This window comes from Brevibacillus sp. NPDC058079 (assembly GCF_042885155.1).
Classification (GTDB): Bacteria; Bacillota; Bacilli; order Brevibacillales; family Brevibacillaceae; genus Brevibacillus.
In genome coordinates this window covers 1-16,299 of record NZ_JBHVSO010000015.1, presented here as the reverse complement: position 1 = coordinate 16,299, position 16,299 = coordinate 1, and the positions used below count along the sequence as shown (strand labels likewise).

12 protein-coding genes are annotated in these 16,299 nt (G+C 47.2%); 2 read left to right on the top strand and 10 right to left on the bottom strand.

Annotated elements, in window-relative coordinates:
- Positions 1 to 62 precede the first annotated feature (62 nt).
- The 5 genes from ACFVS2_RS29685 to ACFVS2_RS29665 all read right to left on the bottom strand — a co-directional run bounded on the left by ACFVS2_RS29685 (position 63) and on the right by ACFVS2_RS29665 (position 7,379).
- Positions 63 to 3,974, bottom strand: a complete 3,912-nt coding sequence (locus ACFVS2_RS29685; protein WP_390239959.1) for an ABC transporter permease — start codon at positions 3,972 to 3,974, stop codon at positions 63 to 65.
- 92 nt (positions 3,975 to 4,066) lie between these two features.
- Positions 4,067 to 4,951: an S-layer homology domain-containing protein gene (locus tag ACFVS2_RS29680; protein ID WP_390239957.1), complete on the bottom strand. Its 885-nt coding sequence runs from the start codon at positions 4,949 to 4,951 to the stop codon at positions 4,067 to 4,069.
- A 36-nt stretch (positions 4,952 to 4,987) separates the two neighbouring features.
- Positions 4,988 to 5,377 (bottom strand): thioredoxin family protein, encoded by a 390-nt coding sequence (locus tag ACFVS2_RS29675; protein WP_390239955.1) that lies wholly within the window; start codon positions 5,375 to 5,377, stop codon positions 4,988 to 4,990.
- Positions 5,378 to 5,560: 183 nt separating this feature from the next.
- Positions 5,561 to 6,091 (bottom strand): YwgA family protein, encoded by a 531-nt coding sequence (locus tag ACFVS2_RS29670; RefSeq protein WP_007724796.1) that lies wholly within the window; start codon positions 6,089 to 6,091, stop codon positions 5,561 to 5,563.
- A complete protein-coding gene (locus ACFVS2_RS29665; RefSeq protein ID WP_015893687.1) occupies positions 6,084 to 7,379 on the bottom strand; it encodes an HD domain-containing protein in 1,296 nt (431 codons plus the stop codon). Before ACFVS2_RS29665 ends, ACFVS2_RS29670 begins: the two co-directional genes overlap by 8 nt.
- Positions 7,380 to 7,577: 198 nt before the next feature.
- On the opposite strand from ACFVS2_RS29665, the gene ACFVS2_RS29660 reads away from it, so the two are divergent.
- On the top strand, positions 7,578 to 8,429 hold the full coding sequence (locus tag ACFVS2_RS29660) for a CPBP family intramembrane glutamic endopeptidase (RefSeq protein ID WP_390239953.1): 852 nt from the start codon (positions 7,578 to 7,580) through the stop codon (positions 8,427 to 8,429).
- A 60-nt stretch (positions 8,430 to 8,489) separates the two neighbouring features.
- On the opposite strand, the gene ACFVS2_RS29655 is transcribed toward ACFVS2_RS29660, so the two are convergent.
- The 5 genes from ACFVS2_RS29655 to ACFVS2_RS29635 all read right to left on the bottom strand — a co-directional run bounded on the left by ACFVS2_RS29655 (position 8,490) and on the right by ACFVS2_RS29635 (position 14,978).
- Positions 8,490 to 11,600, bottom strand: coding sequence for an efflux RND transporter permease subunit (locus ACFVS2_RS29655; protein ID WP_390239951.1), 3,111 nt, complete (start codon positions 11,598 to 11,600; stop codon positions 8,490 to 8,492).
- Entirely contained in the window at positions 11,597 to 12,829 is a 1,233-nt protein-coding gene (locus tag ACFVS2_RS29650; RefSeq protein ID WP_390239949.1) for an efflux RND transporter periplasmic adaptor subunit, read from the bottom strand. Before ACFVS2_RS29650 ends, ACFVS2_RS29655 begins: the two co-directional genes overlap by 4 nt.
- A 34-nt stretch (positions 12,830 to 12,863) precedes the next feature.
- Positions 12,864 to 13,484, bottom strand: coding sequence for a TetR/AcrR family transcriptional regulator (locus ACFVS2_RS29645; protein ID WP_390239947.1), 621 nt, complete (start codon positions 13,482 to 13,484; stop codon positions 12,864 to 12,866).
- A gap of 127 nt (positions 13,485 to 13,611) precedes the next feature.
- The gene (locus ACFVS2_RS29640; protein WP_390239945.1) at positions 13,612 to 14,340 is read right to left on the bottom strand and encodes a bactofilin family protein; all 729 of its coding nucleotides are present in this window, start codon (positions 14,338 to 14,340) and stop codon (positions 13,612 to 13,614) included.
- A gap of 14 nt (positions 14,341 to 14,354) precedes the next feature.
- Positions 14,355 to 14,978, bottom strand: coding sequence for a YhbD family protein (locus ACFVS2_RS29635; RefSeq protein ID WP_173619757.1), 624 nt, complete (start codon positions 14,976 to 14,978; stop codon positions 14,355 to 14,357).
- Between the two features lie 139 nt (positions 14,979 to 15,117).
- On the opposite strand from ACFVS2_RS29635, the gene ACFVS2_RS29630 reads away from it, so the two are divergent.
- Positions 15,118 to 16,131, top strand: a complete 1,014-nt coding sequence (locus ACFVS2_RS29630; protein ID WP_390239943.1) for a hypothetical protein — start codon at positions 15,118 to 15,120, stop codon at positions 16,129 to 16,131.
- Positions 16,132 to 16,299 lie beyond the last annotated feature (168 nt).

The window sequence follows — 16,299 nt, the reverse complement described above, 5'->3', positions numbered from 1 at the left end:
ATCCCCCTCATCCTTTTTCTAGCTTTACAGTAGAAAAAGACAGAGAGGGGGTGCAAATATTTTTACTGAGTCGTATGGTTTCGGATTCCTTGTCGTTCCCATGCATTTGCAATGATACGGAAGGGTAGTTGATAATCTTTTAGTTCGTGCCCTTGCCCGGAGGCTTTATTTTGGTAGGAGAAGCCCTTGTTTACGTCAAAACGAAAGGACACGGTGTAATAAACGGCGTAGCTCGCATCCTTTTGGAAGCCATGCTGTTTATCCCCCATCAAAGGCGTATCTACGCCCACTTCACGAGCTCCTAGCTTGGAAGCGGAATAGGAGGGTCCTCTCCAGAGCTGGGGAGTCGCTTGTTGCAAGGCTAACAACGACTGTAACGGCGTTTGGCGTAAGCCAGTTTCTGAAATCCACGCCCGCGCAGATGTCACGACAGGAAACTGGTTGCTCACAGGATGGCGGTGTCGATCCTGCAGCTCCACTTGTGTCAAAATGCGCTCCCCCGCGTAGTAATCATGTGGCTGGCTATTTGGATACCGGTCTCTGGCATGATACGCTGCCCATTCGGCTGTATGGCGAATCGAGCCTGTTGCATTCGGCTCAAAGACTTCAAAGGAGCGCTCTCCCCCTTTTACCGTAATGGTATAGCGTCCTGTCATTGTTTTGGATACATTCTGTGGTTCACACATCTCTTCATCTTCGTCGTTCGTCGCGCAGCTCTCGTAGGACAGTTCAAAATCGACCTGATAATCCATCACGATGACAAAGCCGTTGATTTCTGCTTTGTACTTTTGCGATTGGAGTACTTGGCGCCAAGTCGTCTGCGTTGGGACCGTGGTTCCTGTGTACACGACCTCTGTGCCTGTAGATGCACTGCTTACCTGCCATTGCATCGGCGCTCCGGGGCCTGTCAGCTTCAGATCAAGCTGCGATGGTGTATAAACTGCCATGCCCTTGGCATCTGAAATCCACCCGGGACTCGCAGTGACGGTTACGTTTTTGAAATCGTCCCCACTGACTGAACTCTCCAATTGTGCTTTAAATTGCGTGATTTTCTGATTGATCTCCTGCTCTGTTTTTTGGAAGCCTTCGTTTATTTTCGACTGATCAATGATCACGCGAATCGTAGCAGGCTCACGTTCCCACACGCCGTCTGTATGTAGCGGCAGTTTTTGTAGCTGTCGACCATCACTGTCATAAATCTCTAAGCCAATTTCACCGCCATCAAAATCGTCTCCACCATCAGGCGGCTCGGGAACTTCCCCACCAATTATTTTCACTGGCCAAGTCGCACGATTGTCCGTCCAGATCGTCTCGTTTTCCGGCATGGATTTCGCAGGGTTGATATGGGCAATAAAATCCTCGGATTTTTGCGGATACTTCGTCGGAACCGTGATCTTACGCACCTCACCCGGCTTGAATTCCTTCACATCCAAGCTGGTTTCCTTTTCTGAGCTAGCCCACCGAACAGCCAATTTCGTATCATGCGTTAATTTCCCGGCATTCTTCACGTTGAATGTAATTGTCGCATCGGTTCCTGCTGCTCGAGGGCTCTTCGGATCAATTTGAAAGCTCGATTTCACAATAAGCAAATTCTCTCCATCCGGTTTTGGAGCGCCTTTGCCGATTTGCACAAAAAAATGACCGTCGCAGCCATCACTCTGGGTTGAATAAAATTGCACCTTGTACAGCCCTTCTAAAAGAAGACCATTTTCATCCTTCGGGAAATACACCCAGTGGCTATTTGTGGAGGTGTTTGAGCTATCGAGTGATTTTCCGTTTCGCTTTCTTTCCCAAGAGCCTGAAGCAGGATCGAACCATCTCATAGAAAAGTGACTATCGTCTGACAAAAACATACGAAATCGATACTTGTCTGGAATCTCATCTGCTGCTATTTCAATGGTCTCTCCACGTTGAATATCCTTGCTCCACTTTTGGTTGTTTCGATCGATTTCTACTGACGCTAGAATATCCCAGCATTTTTGGTCAGATTCAATGGTGAATCGCACCTCACCCGTGCAGCCTGTCTCGGACTCGAACAGCAGTACGATTTCATCGCCAACATCTACGCTTGCCGGTAACATGAGTTTGAATGGCTCGTCCGCCGAAAGCTTGTCTGTTAACGCCGTTTTTCCTCCGGGGCTCTTCCAATACCAAGTACCAGATACCTTCGAGGAAAACGATAGATTGGTATCGTATTGATCACCAGCCTCCGTAAAGTACTTGATGTATACGGGGTCTTTCAATGTAAAGCCTGAGCTGACTGATCCATTCATGCTTTCCCCTTCAGGAGAAAATGGCAGAGGTGGTTCGCTATGCACTAAAAACGCAACCTTTTTTTGATCAGCGATTGTGCAGGAAGCATCTTTTACGACGATCGTTATTTCCCAATTGCATTCAGGTCGCTCCCCCCACTTTGTCCCATCAAAGTTTAGCTTCAGTTTGTACGTTTTCCCTCGCTCGAATGGAAAATAGTACGGGTCATGAACATTCCCGTACGGAAGCTTTAAACTAGAGGAATCATAGGGTCCCCATCTGCCATTGTCATTTTCCTTGACTGGCAAGGTATAGATTTTTCCGTTTGGAAGTGATACATCCCACTTGAGCGATGCCTCCGAGCTATCTCCGTGTTTGGTCGTGTATTTGGCTTGGAACGTAAGCGTATCGAACGGCATAATCTCAATCGTTTCACCGTTTCTTACTGCCGATGCCGACAGCGTAACAATAGGGCATGAATCCTCGCCATCTGGCGACTCTACTCTCAAATATTTCTCCCAGCACTCTGTTCCATCATCACTGATGTAGACGACTTTTACCCGTCCAGAGCTACCCACTCTACCTGTTGCGACCTTCCGATTCCCATTCGCTCCAGGCTTCATGTCATAACCATTCATTGTGTATTTTCCTGGTTTATTGGCAGATAGGGTGATATCGGCATTTTTTTCGACAGCAATATCTGAGCCGCCGCTTGCAACAGCATTGTGGTCTTTTATGTCCTTGTCGCCAACGACTTGAATGTTCAGTTTGGTTTTTGTTGATCCGATCGAGCAGGCTGGACCTGGGTCAGGCTTTTCGGGATCGGGTTTTTCCGGTGGAGTTACATCACCTACTGTGAATTGTGCTGTGTAAGGTTTCGAAACGCTTATGCTGCTTGATCCTTGACGGCTTCTTTGATGCAGGTCGGTAATTGTTAGCGATACTTCATACACGCCTGGCTCGGTAGGCTTATATTCGGTATTTTTATAGGTCCACTTGTAGCCTGGGGGACTGCTTGTCTCGTTTACTGAGGGGATAGCCGTGCTTGGATCGTTGAATTCTTGATTAGATAAGATGCTCTTGTATCCACGTCCTGTTGACTTGTTGATCACATTTAAAGACCATACAAAAATGCCGCGGTCATAGTAAGAAAAGTCCGTGGCATTTGCATGGATCTCAACTGTTTCGTTGAGGTTGTATTTGGTTTTGTCGGTGGTTATGCTGCCGCTGGGTTGTGGGGTTGTTCGGAAGTGGCCTACTGAGATGTATCCGCCTTTGCCGTCTGGGACGAGGTTGTCTCCTTTTGTATAACCTGCACCTCCTGATGTGGCAGCCAATTCTGCGAGATTGTAGGCTTGGTATGGCGGATATTTATGATTCGTTAGATTAGCAACTTCTTTACTATAGACATTAGCAGAACCACCGAGAATAAAGTTGGGGTTTCCTCCAAAACGATTGATCCAATAATAAGCCTCGGACTCATCTACGAAGTACCACCCTTTATCTGCATTTTCATCTACATCAGAAAATAACAATACTTGCTGTCCATCAACACTTCTATCAACCTCTATCTGGGCTATTGACGCCCCAAGTCTTCCAGGTATCGTTTGGATATAAACTGTGTCGAAACCGTTTTTGGGCGCAAGTCGCTTGTAGGAATCAATACTCGCGACTTTGATTCCATGTAAATTGGGTGCTGCCTCAGTCGTCGGTGGATGCATACCGATCAATCCTATCAAAAAGCAGAAAGAGAGCACAGAAAAAAGAGCTTTTCTGTGCTTGTACATTTTATTATTCATATTAGTATCCTCAACTAGCGATAGAATTTTTGTGTTCGATTTTCACGGTCAAGCTTAGGGAGTTTGGGATACCAATACCCACCTGCTATTCCTGAGTCTTTTGAGTTGATTACTTCGAAAGAAAGGGAATTCACTGTACTGACAGAAACTGAGAACGACTCATTATTTAAAAATCCATTTCTTCCATCACCGATAGTGATAAACATTGCTCTGATCAAAAAGTTACCGTCCCCTTTCGGGACTTTTCCGGTAATCTTCCCATTAACTACTTTCAAACTTTTATGGAATTCATCTGCATATTTTCTGCCTTGCTCGAGTTGCCATTTATCCTGCCACATAAATTGTAAAATTTCAGCAGCATCACTTCGAAGCACTGGCAGATCCTCGCGGAACTTTGGTTGTCCATTTGGTGCTGGCTTCATCCATCCCCAAGTAACCAATGCACCAGTATTAGTTAGATTCGGGCTTTTTTCACCTCGAAATGGCTCCCATGTATTAAAAACAAGCAATGCTGTTTCTTCTTTAGTCAGTAAACGGTTTGGGTCAATCTTCACATTATCCAAAATCCCCGCCTTCTGCGCCTTCTCATAGCTCATCTTCGCCCAGTGCCCTGCTGGGAGCTGCGGCACGGGTGCTACCTCCTTCAATTCGCGAATGGCTACTAAACTCGCGATAAACTGCCCCTGCGTGATTTGACTATTCGGATAAAAGTTCCCCTTGCTATCCAGCCATAAGTATTTCTTCTGTACACCGAAATCAATAGCTGCCTTTGCTGTATGTGAAGCGTAATCCTTCGCTGGCGCAGCAGCTTGTACGGTAAGACTGTCAGCAACTCCAGTAAACCCTGCCGTTACAAGGACAGATGCTAGTAGGTACGACATCATTGCACGTTTGTTCATGGAACGCCCCCCTCTTTACCGGATATTTTACCTATATTATCCATTTTTAGAAAGAGTCTGTTTGATGCTCCTTTGCAAAAAGCTTCGCAACGTATTCTCGGGCACCGCCCCTTCCAGCTTATCAACCACCTTACCTTGTTCGACGACAAAAACAGTGGGGGTTGCCTCTGCACCTAGTCGCGACGCTTCATCCAGCTCTTTCTGCTTATGGATATCCAGTCGTTGGATCATTTCGGGTGGATATGCCTTCACAACTCTCTCGAATGTCGGCCCGAACTCCGTACAATATCCGCAGCTATCACTATAGACGTACACCACTCTTACTTCTTGTGCACTGGCTGTACCCCACGCACTTATACCGACGGCAAGCATAACAACACCGAGCACGATCCACAGCCACCATTGCTTGCTTCTACTCACGTCCATCACCCTTTCGCGAATCAAAATGTTTCATACGTATACACTTGTCAAAGAACGATGCCCGTATTATGCAGCTCCGAACTGAGACAAAAAAAGCCAGCCCCATTGGACTGGCTGACATGTATAAAAAAAAGACGTACCACAACTCTTGCAAGTTCGTACGCCGTGCTTTTCCTCGTATGATGTTCTCTATTGCATAAGTGAACTGCCGCCGTCTTCCTTCATCAGCGCACGCAGTTCTTCAATAAACGCCTGCCCTTTTTGAATCTCTTCTTCGGTGTAGCGCTGCTTGCTCTTAAACGTAAAGATTTTGCCCTTCATTTCCTCATAGGGCAGATGGTTGAAATACAGAATCGTAGAAACCAGCTCGAGAAAACGGGAATTCTCCTCGTTCATACGCAAAATCGCACGTTCTCCACTACCGAAGTCAACCTCATGAAACTTGAGAAAATCATGACCGGTTTCGTTCAAAGAGTAACGATACATATGAATAGCACCTTTACTCTCCATTTGCTCATCCAGAAGCCCCATGTTGCACAGCTCATCTACTCTGAGCGTCAGCTCTTCCGAATATGGACCGTACATATGAAACTCGTAGCGCTCATCGAAATCCATCTCCAGATGTTTTCCTATGTACACCATCTTTTGCAATTTTTTTCGCCCGCTCACTTCGCCGACTATCTCAATCAGGCGTATGATCTTGGCGTGACGATTAAGCATCCTCCATCACTCCCAGACGTTCTCGAATCTTACGGGAGAGATCCCCCGGCAAAGCCATGACTTTATCCAATGGAAAGTACAGCTTGTAATCAAAGCGCCGCTTTCCGCTAATGGCCTGTACAATTTCTGACTTCTGTGACAGCTCGACCAGTTCGCCTGAAGGCATTTGGAGCATAATCGGAATGCGCTCCTCTTCTTCTCCGGCACGGTAAAAATCATACGGAAGATCGGAGGTCGTGTCTACCTCCAAATAATACATCGGATCAATTCCGGCAGATTGAAATAGTTCTTTCAACTCAGACAGCAAGCGGAAATCCCTCGGATTATATTCGACGTATTTAAAGAGATTCCTGTCCAAAAAACGGGCGCACAAATCTTTCAACACAGGGTCTTGCTCTCTGCGCCAGAGCTGCATATAGAAAAGAATAATGGACTCATCCAGCGCCAAATAGTCAGCGAGCTCTACCTTCTCCTGCAAGAAAGGCAGCAACATGACAGGCTCCTGCATGAACGGATAGCCTTGGGAGAATAAGAGCTTCGCCCGTTGAAAAATTTTGCACAAGATTACTTCGGCACTCCGTGTCACGGGATGGAAATAGACCTGCCAGTACATTTGATAGCGAGACATGATGTAGTCTTCGACAGCATGCATCCCGCTGAATTTAAAGACAATGCCATCCTCCTGCGGCCGCATGACACGCAAGATTCGCTCAATCTCGAAATTGCCGTAATTGACGCCCGTATAGTAGGCATCACGCAGCAAGTAATCCATCCGATCGGCATCGAGCTGGCTGGAGATGAGGCTTACGATCAGTTTATTGTCATATGTCTTATTAATCACTTCTGCCAATTTCTTCGGGAAGCTATCATCAAACCGACGAAGAATTCGGTTGATTTGCGTATCTCCAAGCAAAATGGCACGCGTCCAATCCTCGTGGTGATACTTGAACACCTTTTCAAACGAATGGGAAAACGGACCGTGGCCCACATCGTGGAGCAAAGCCGCACATAGGCATAATAACTTTTCTTCATAGGTTAACTGGATTCGTCCTTCGAACGTCTCCAAAATTCTGCGCATCAGTTCATATACACCAAGCGAGTGGTTAAAGCGGCTATGCTCTCCACCATGAAAGGTAAAAAAACTGGTGCCCAGTTGCCTGACTCGGCGCAAACGTTGGAATTCTGCCGAGTTGATCAAATCCCAAATGAATTTGTCCCGCACGTGGACGTAGCGGTGAACAGGGTCTTTGAATACCTTTTCTTCATGAAGAAGCTGGGGCTGTTGCATCCTGGACACTCCCTTCCTGTACTGCTTTCTATCTATTACTGACAGTGAATTTGACACTATCATATCATACGTCCGATACCTTTTCTTGCTCAATCAAACTCTTACAAAAATCTGAAGAATGCCATATCAATCTAGACCGAGTAAATGGCATGTAGGATTATATAGAAAAAAATGGTTGGAATGAGAGGTTTTTCGCAAATGTGGACAAATACATTTCGATACATAACCAAAAACCCACTTTTACTCCTTTTATTGATGATTCTACTCTTTCTGCCCCTACTTGCCTCCTGGGGACAATTTCTCGCCTCAGGTTTTTTAGGACAAACTGTTTCTGTATCTCTACTATTCTGGCCGAAAACCGATTGGAAGGTCGCTGTCCCGCTTCCTGGCTGGCTCATTTTTGGTGTTATCTCTCTGATTTACGCTTGCGGAATCTTATGGCTTGTACAAAAGAAAAAATTGGGCCAAGCATTTCTGTTCATCCTTGTCGGTCTCTTATTGGCAAAAGCGGCCGGCGCTGCCTTTCAGGCGATTAGCGGATGGTCTACCACGCAGCAAATCGGCGCACAATCACTCGCTGGCAAAGCAAATCTGCTTGTGTTTGCCACCTGGCATAATCCTTTGTGGGAGGAGCTTGTCTTTCGCGGCATCCCGTTTCTCTTGCTAACACTCATCTATCGAAGGAGCACAGACCTGCCCACTGGTGCGAGGTTGAGCTATCTTCTCATTCCTTCGATGATTTTCGCCTACTATCACGTACCCGGGCATGGTCTAGGAGCTCTTTTGGAATCGTTTCTCATTGGTGTTTTGTGGGCATGGGCAGCACTTCGCTGGGGACTGCTAGCTCCGATCGTCCTGCACATTTATGCAGACGCGATGATCATCCCTTCTCTCCCCAAAATGAAAAACATGCCTCTGGAGGAGATTCCCTGGCTGGTCAACCACAGCATGCTGCTACAGTCGATCTGGGCTTTAGGTGTACTCGTTTTTCTCATACTGGTCCTTGCTCTTTTGATCATCGGCTGGCGAAAAGCAAGAAAAGCTTACTAAAACAAACAGCGACAAACTCCCGAACGAAATGAATCGGAGAGTTTGCCGCTGCTGCATGCATTATAATGTCTCTGCCTCAGGCCCATACAAATCCGGACGCTTCGCGGCCTTTTTCGCCAGCTTTTTGATCTTGTGCTGCGTCAGAACCGTATAGAAGGACGGTACGACGATCAAGGTCAAAAGTGTCGAGAACGCCAAGCCGGAAATAATAGTGACCGCAAGCGGTTTGAATAAAACGTCACCTGAAATAGCTAACGGCATCATACCTGCAATCGCTGTAAGCGAGGTTATAAGAATAGGCCGTAGTCGTGCCTCACACGCAGAAATAACCGCCTGCTTCAGCTCCATGCCTGTATGACGTGCCTCCTCGATGAACTCGATCAAAACGATCCCGTTACGCACCACGATACCCGCCAAAGCAATAATCCCCATCATCGTCATAAAGCCTAGTGGCGTCTGGGTCACGAACAAGCCGATCAAGCTCCCCGATACAGCGAGGTAAATCGTACTGGTAACCAGTACAGGAATGGTCAAGGAATAGAATTGCATCGCGATCAAAATCAGAATCAGGAAAACGACAAGAATCGAGAGTTTGCCCATGTCGATAAAAATATCAGTCTGCTCAGAAGTCTCGCCGCCAATCTCATAGCGGTATCCTTCAGGCAAGGACAAACTATCGAGCATCGGTTTGATCTCTGCCATTACTTCTGTCGCCGTTCTACCTTTCAGATCACTGGTAACTGTCACGCTCCGCGACAAATCGCGATGCGGGATCGTCTGTGTACTAAAAGTCGGTTTTACTTCCGCGAGCTGTGACAACGGAATCAGTTCTCCACGCGCATTGGCGATGCTGAGTCGTTGGAACAGCAATGCAGGGTCTTCCTCGCCTTTTTGCAAGAACAGCTTCATATCTATCAGGTCTGAGCCCGTATCAAACTCGCTGACGGTAATGCCTTCGCTCACCAGACGCAATGTCGTGGACAAGTCCGTGTAGTTGACGAGCTTTTGCTCCATCAGCTCTTTATTGACGACAAATTCCAAGGTGTAGCGTTCTACCCCGAAATCGTCTTGCACATTGTACGTTCCCTCTAATCCAGCAACCTTTTCTTTTGCTTGTGCAGAAAGAGAGCGCAGCGTCTCAATATCCTCTCCATAAAAACGAATCACGACTGGTTTTCCAACCGGAGGACCTGCCTCCAGCTGCTTCGTTAAGATACTCGCTTCCGGATACAGCTTTTTGAATTCCTCCGTCCACGGCTCCAGCATGTTCTCGAGATGGGTCTCTTTTTCATTATAACGAACCACTAGCTGTCCGACGGTAATGCCGCTTCCGGCAGCTGTATCTCCACCGAACATTTTCGGTGCACTACCTCCCGCGTACGCAGATACTGTCTCGATACCAGGCTGCTTCAACACCCAGTCTGCCGTCCCACGCACCACTCGGTCTGTTTCTTCCAGACTGTTGCCTACGGGGAGACGGATATCGATGAGAAACTGCGGGCGATCATCGTTCGGGAACAATTCCACCGGAGTGAGCGGTATCAATCCATATGCTGCCGTTCCAATCAATACGCCAATCATTCCTGCCAAAAGCGGTCGCTTCAAAATTTTCGGCATGAACTTGCTCGCATACCACTTGGTCAGCTGTAACAATTGTTTCCCCAACAGTCCAGCGGGCTTACGATACCCTTCTACGCCAGCCTTTCTACGTTGCTCATACCATTGGCGAAAGATCGGGATGATCGTCAGCGACATGACCATCGACGCCAGCATCGTCATCGAAATAATTACGGGAACCGGTCGAATGAACTGCCCGACGTTGCCACTCAAAAACATCAAGGGCGCAAACGACGCAATCGTAGCCAGCGTAGCGGTCGTGATCGAAATCGATACTTCCTTGGCACCATTAACCGCCGCAGCCATTGGTTTTTCGCCCAGGACAGACAGTCTCCGCTCGATATTGTCATTGACCACCACGGCGTCATCGACCAAGATCCCCAGCACAATAATCAAGGAAACGATCGAGATCATATTGAGTGAAATACCTAGAGATGGCAGGAACATAAGCCCCACAGCCAAGGAAATTGGAATCGCCATCGCTACTACCAACGATGTGATCAGGTTCAATCCGAGTGCACACACCACCAAAACAGCAACGATGGCAATCATCATTTCCCGGGTTAAGTCGCTAAAAAGCTCATCGACGCGTTCATTTTGACTATAAATCGAGTGTCTCTCGGACCCTGCCGGAAGTGTTTTATCCAGAGTCACCATCATCTCGTCTACGCGCTTCTGCAAGGACGGCACATCACTTCCCGTCTCTGCATTGACGCTGATTGTGATCGAAGGCTTCCCATTGAAATACGAAGTCGTTTTCACCGTCTCCGTCGTCATTTTGACCGATCCGATGTCCTTCAGATAGATCGGGAAGCCCTCTTTTGAACGGGAGATAATGACTTTGTTCAGTTCTTCGACATCTGTATTTTCCGCCAGCTTGAGCTGGTAGGTTCGTTTTTCTGTGGTCAGGTCGCCAAGCGGGATTTTTTCATTTTCCTTTTTGACAGCCATCATCACCTGACTCCACGTGAGCCCGTACTGGCTCAGCTTTTGCGTATCAACCTCGATGTGGACTTCCTGCTCCGGTAGACCTTCCACCAGTACATCCGCTACGTTTGGAATGGTACGCAGCTGTTCTTTCCACGATTTTAGCATGGTACGCATGCTGTACAATTCCTCACGTGTGTCAGCAGTGACCGCAAACGATTGGACAAACGTACGGTTCAAATCATCATTGATGATCGGTTGTTTCGCATCGGCTGGCAGATCAGCCTCTGCGTCCTTTACCTTCTTCCGCAATTCATCCCATTTTTGCTTCGGGTCTACGTCACTCTTTGCTTCCACCATGATAAAAGAAACTCCGAGGGAAGATGAGGAAGATATATAGTTAAGTCCCTGTAATTCATTGATTTTCTCTTCCAGCTTTTTCGTAACAGCCTGCTCGACCTTTTCCGGCGAAGCTCCCGGGTAAACGGTCGTGATCGTCGCCATGTTCACGATAATATCCGGCATCTCTTGCTTAGGCAGTTGAAAAAAGCTGAGGGAGCCTACAAGTACAATCATGCTGAAAAACAGGAGCGTGATTTTGCGCTTTTGTACGATGTACTTGATCACGGTTGTGTACCTCCTGCCGCCTCGATTGGGTCACCATCAAACAAACGGTCCACCCCTTTGACGATCAGTTGGTCTCCTTCTTTTAATCCGTTCTTGATCTCGAGCTTGTCACTTACAATCTGCCCGATGACTACGCTTGTTTTGACAGCCTTGCCGCCGGCATTGACGAAGACATGCGCGTCATCTTTTCCTCTACTGATGACTGCTTCTACTGGTACGTAGACACCTTCCTGCCCCGTTACCGTTTTGGTCGCTTTCACCACCTGACCAGCAAACCAGTCACGAGCTTGGTTGGCGATTTGGACCTCTACGCCAATCGTTCCGGTATTTTGGTTCGTGGCAGGAAATATTTTTGTCACTTTGCCATCCCGTTTTTGTCCATACAGGTCTAAGGAGATCGTATCGCTTACTTTCCAGGCAGAAATCTCACGGTCAGGAACAGGCAATACGACTTTTAATGTGTCGATGTTGCCGACTTGATAGACCGGGCTACCTGAACCGACCAAATTACCCGCAGACGAGAGCTTGGCGATGATCGTCCCGTTAATCGGCGAGCGAAGCTGCGTTTTGGCAAGCGTATTGGCTGCCACTTCTTTGGCGATGACCGCCTGGTTGAAAACAGCCTGACTCAGCTGTTTGTCTTCTACACGAGCCCCTTGAGTAACCAGCGAATAGGACTGCTGTGCGTTTTGCAAATCCTTTTGCGCAATCGTCAGTCCATTTTGTGCACTTTCAAACTCGCTTTTGGAGATGGCGTTTTGCTGGTAGAGCTTTTCAATCCGGTTGAAATCATCCTGCATTTTTTGCAGAGCGACTGTTGCCTTCTCCACCAGTAATCGCGCCTGCGTCACTTCTTGCTCTCTCGCTCCATTCGTTACCTTGCTAAGATTTGCCGCACTCTGCTGCATAGCAGCGTTTGAAGAGGCGACTTGGAGCGAGTAATCCTGGGCGTTCACACGGGCAAGCACATCTCCTGCTTTAACCGTATCTCCTTCTTTCCGGTTCATCTCCACGATACGACCGCCTACTTCAAAAGAGACGAGTGCTTCCTCCAAAGGAGCCAGTGTACCAGACAACTCCGTGACGGTTACAGCCTGCTCCTTCTTCACTTGTGCAACGACGACATTCTTCACTTCCTTCTGAGGTGCCGAAGCAGGTTGTTGCTCGCTGCAAGCCGTCGTTGCCAATAGTCCGATCATCATTACAGATACAAGCCATCTTCTCTTCATGACTTCCTCCGCCCCTATGTAGCTATGCTGTTTTTTATCGCTTGATGCCTTGTAGCAAGATTTCAGAAGCATTTTCAAAAAGCTCTTCTTCTGCCCTTCCGATATCGAGATTGACCCGATACTTCGCCATGAAGGCATAGAAGAAAGTGGAGACGAACATAAGAGCTGCCGTGAACGGATCTGCCTTTGGCAAATGCCCTTGCTCCTGAAACGCTAGGAGCTTGTTGGACAATACCTCGACTGCGGTCATCGGCAGGCTGCTGAACATCTGCACGACTTCCGGGTGGTTATCCGCTTCAATCATGCAGATCATGAAAATTTCTTTGCGCTCGACCAATAAGCCGTAATACGTACGTGCGTAGCTGACTAGCATTTGCTTGAGATCAGAAAACTCGCCTTGCAACCCTTGCTCCAGCTGCTCCCGGACATCCATGATTTCTTTCAGGAGCTCTGTCAAGATGCCTACCTTGTTCTTGAAGTGACGAAATACCGTCACCTCATTCACCCCTGCAAGCTCAGAAATCTTGCGTGTAGTCGCTCCCTTGTATCCCTTTTGTGCCATTAGCTGACGTGCGGCTGATAAAATTCGCTCACGGGTTTCCTGTTCCTCTTCGCCTCTCCCCCCCAGCTTCTGTTCTATATCTGGGTGATCCATAACGCACCTCCGTGCCAAGCAAGCAATTACTTGCATTATCATTTTTTTCCAACCTCATTATAAATAGGAACTGCATGTATGTAAACACTTGCATGCAGTTCCAAATGTTAATTTTTCCTTGTCAGCCTTACCGTTGTGTCTTAGTCTTAATCTGTGAGCTCGGGTCTTGCTTACATTCTGTGCTGTATTCGACCAGGTCGATTTCGCAGTCTGGTCCAATCTCGATCTTGTTGCCGCGAACGACCTTGGCCTTTGTGTTTTCCAAATAGATTTCGTCACCTTCAATCGTCTCTACGGACAAGGTATTGTTGAGAAAATGCTTTAATAACTTGCCCAAGGTGCTATTCCCTGTTCGACGTACCTCGATGTGCTCTCCGCCCATTTCTTTTGCTTCACAGCTGCCATGCAGAAGTACCTCGATTCGCCCTGCATTCAGCAGTCCTCCGATACTAAACGCACCGTTTGCCCGAAATACTTCCGCTTCGCAATCCCCTGCGGTTTTCAATGATCCGAGAACCTTTACATCCTCGCCTGCCATATTGCCCTGTACTTTGACATTGCCACCGACCTTTAGACTCGTAAAATTCAAGTCGTCCGCAACATCAAGCTGACCATATACGGATAACGTATCCATTTTCACTTTGCCTTTAATCGTCGCGTTGCCCTCTACTCTTGCCGATGATCCAGTGAGATCTCCCGTGATACTGACATGTCCCGCACAATGAAGCGACTCGCACTCTACGTCGCCATTAATCTTGCCGTAACCCTGCACATCTACTTTGTTGTAAACGCCACCCGTAGCATTCACTGCTCCATGAAAGATCAAATCTGGCTTGTTATTGTTCTCGTTCTGCATGGTATGGTCTCCCCCTACAAATATTTTCCTTTTAATTCCTCGATGCAATTGGCTAGAATGAGCCGCGTCACTACCTTTACTCCGCTATCAAAATACAATTCGGTAGAGCCAGACACCAACACGAACGTGGAAATCCCCATCTTGCGCATAAAGATCAGCTCACACGGCTTCCCTTCGAATTTGGGATAGTGGCTAGCCAGTACCTGTAGCAATCCGCCGCCTTCTTCTACACTCAAGTCTCCAGCTGCCAAAAGCTTTTCCAACACATAGGCGTATAGTGCCTGCTGGAAGGTAAAGGTCCGTAAGCTCCCGAGAAAAACGTTAAACACTTCTAAAGAAGTAGTTGAAACAATGTTTCGTGCCAATAATTCATCTGCGGTCAACGACGTTCCACTCATACTTGGTGAAAACATGTCCGCCAATTCATCCAGCGATAGGTCGTCTTTCATGTTCAGAATCTTGTCGATTCGAGCCAAAATCTGTTCACGTGGGAAAAAGGTTTCTTGCCCTGTAAAAGTCGCTCGGCGAATGAACCACTCCTCTGGAATCAAGTTCTTTCGTTTCCAACGGTACAATTGTCCGTACGAAATGCCAGTTAGCTCCAGCAGGTCCTTCTTCGAGATATGATTTGTGTCCAAGTGAAGCACCTCCAAAAACAATGTAACATAACACTGTTACGTTATTCAACTACAGACTGTTTGACACTCGGGTGACTGTCACAAAATCTCTTTAGCTGGATCAAATAAGTGATTTGAATGCAGAAAGGGAGCATGACCTATGAAAAAACAAACACTAGCGGTGACAAGTATGATTGCCTTGCTGTTATCCGTTGCATCTCCATTTACAAACACACAAGCGCCAGCATATGCAGCTGGTCAGACGCCAGCAGTAGAGCCAGAAATGAAAACCCTTGCTCAGTTAAACAAAAATGTCGTAGAAGCGGCGAAACAAGCGATGCAAAAACAGGCTGGTGGCGTGCCGATCGAACTGGACGAGATTATGGGAGAAACGGCAGATTGCTGGGTGATTGCGGCCAAAAACAACAGAGGTGAGGTGCTCGTTACCAAGCAGGAGGGTAAGGTTGTATCCGTATCCGTGAAATTAAAATGGAGCGAAGTAGCTGCTGATTTGCAAAATACAGCTACGAGCACGTTAAAAGGAATGGATAATCAGCATACCTTTACAATTGATTGGGTAGAACGGATCAATTTGGAAAAAGAAAACATTTGGCTGTTCAAAGGGCAAAATGCATCGGTCAGCATTGACGCTGCCACTGGGAAGGTCAACGCTGCGACATTGAATTATACAAACGAGCAAATGAACCCCAATGTGGTCGATACAGCGCAAAAGACGCTGAAGTCTCTTTCCAGCGGTAAAACATCGGCTCTGCTCCCTGACGTAACACTAGTGAAAGAATCGCAAGAACGCTTGGATCAAGTATGGATTTTCATGGATACCGAACGAAAATACAGAATCGTCATAGGGGCGAAAACAGGGAAAGTAGTGGCAGCGACCATGATCAGTGAGTTCAGAGATGGGAACTATACCGCGGACGAAGATATTCCCAAGGTGTTTGCCAAACCGTTCTTTACAAAAGAAAGGGCGATTGCTGCTGCCAACCCGCTGATGAAAAAGGTTTTCAACCTCGATTTGACCGGATACAATGTTTCGTCCAAATATAACGTATATACGTTTACGAAAAAGGGGAATCCGACTGTTACGGCATCGATCAACCATAAAGGAGTCTTCTATGATTTCGCCGTTACGCCGGAAAATAGCTTGATTAACTAGGGAAACTGGACGCTGGCCGGACACAATCCCCCTTTACCAAATACACAAATGAAACCACCTATTAAAGGTGGTTTTCAGGTTGTCGAGAAAGTATCGGCAACCTTTTTTTAGTTCGGATTACTTTTATAAATTACCGCGTTAATATAGTATAATATGATTATTAATATA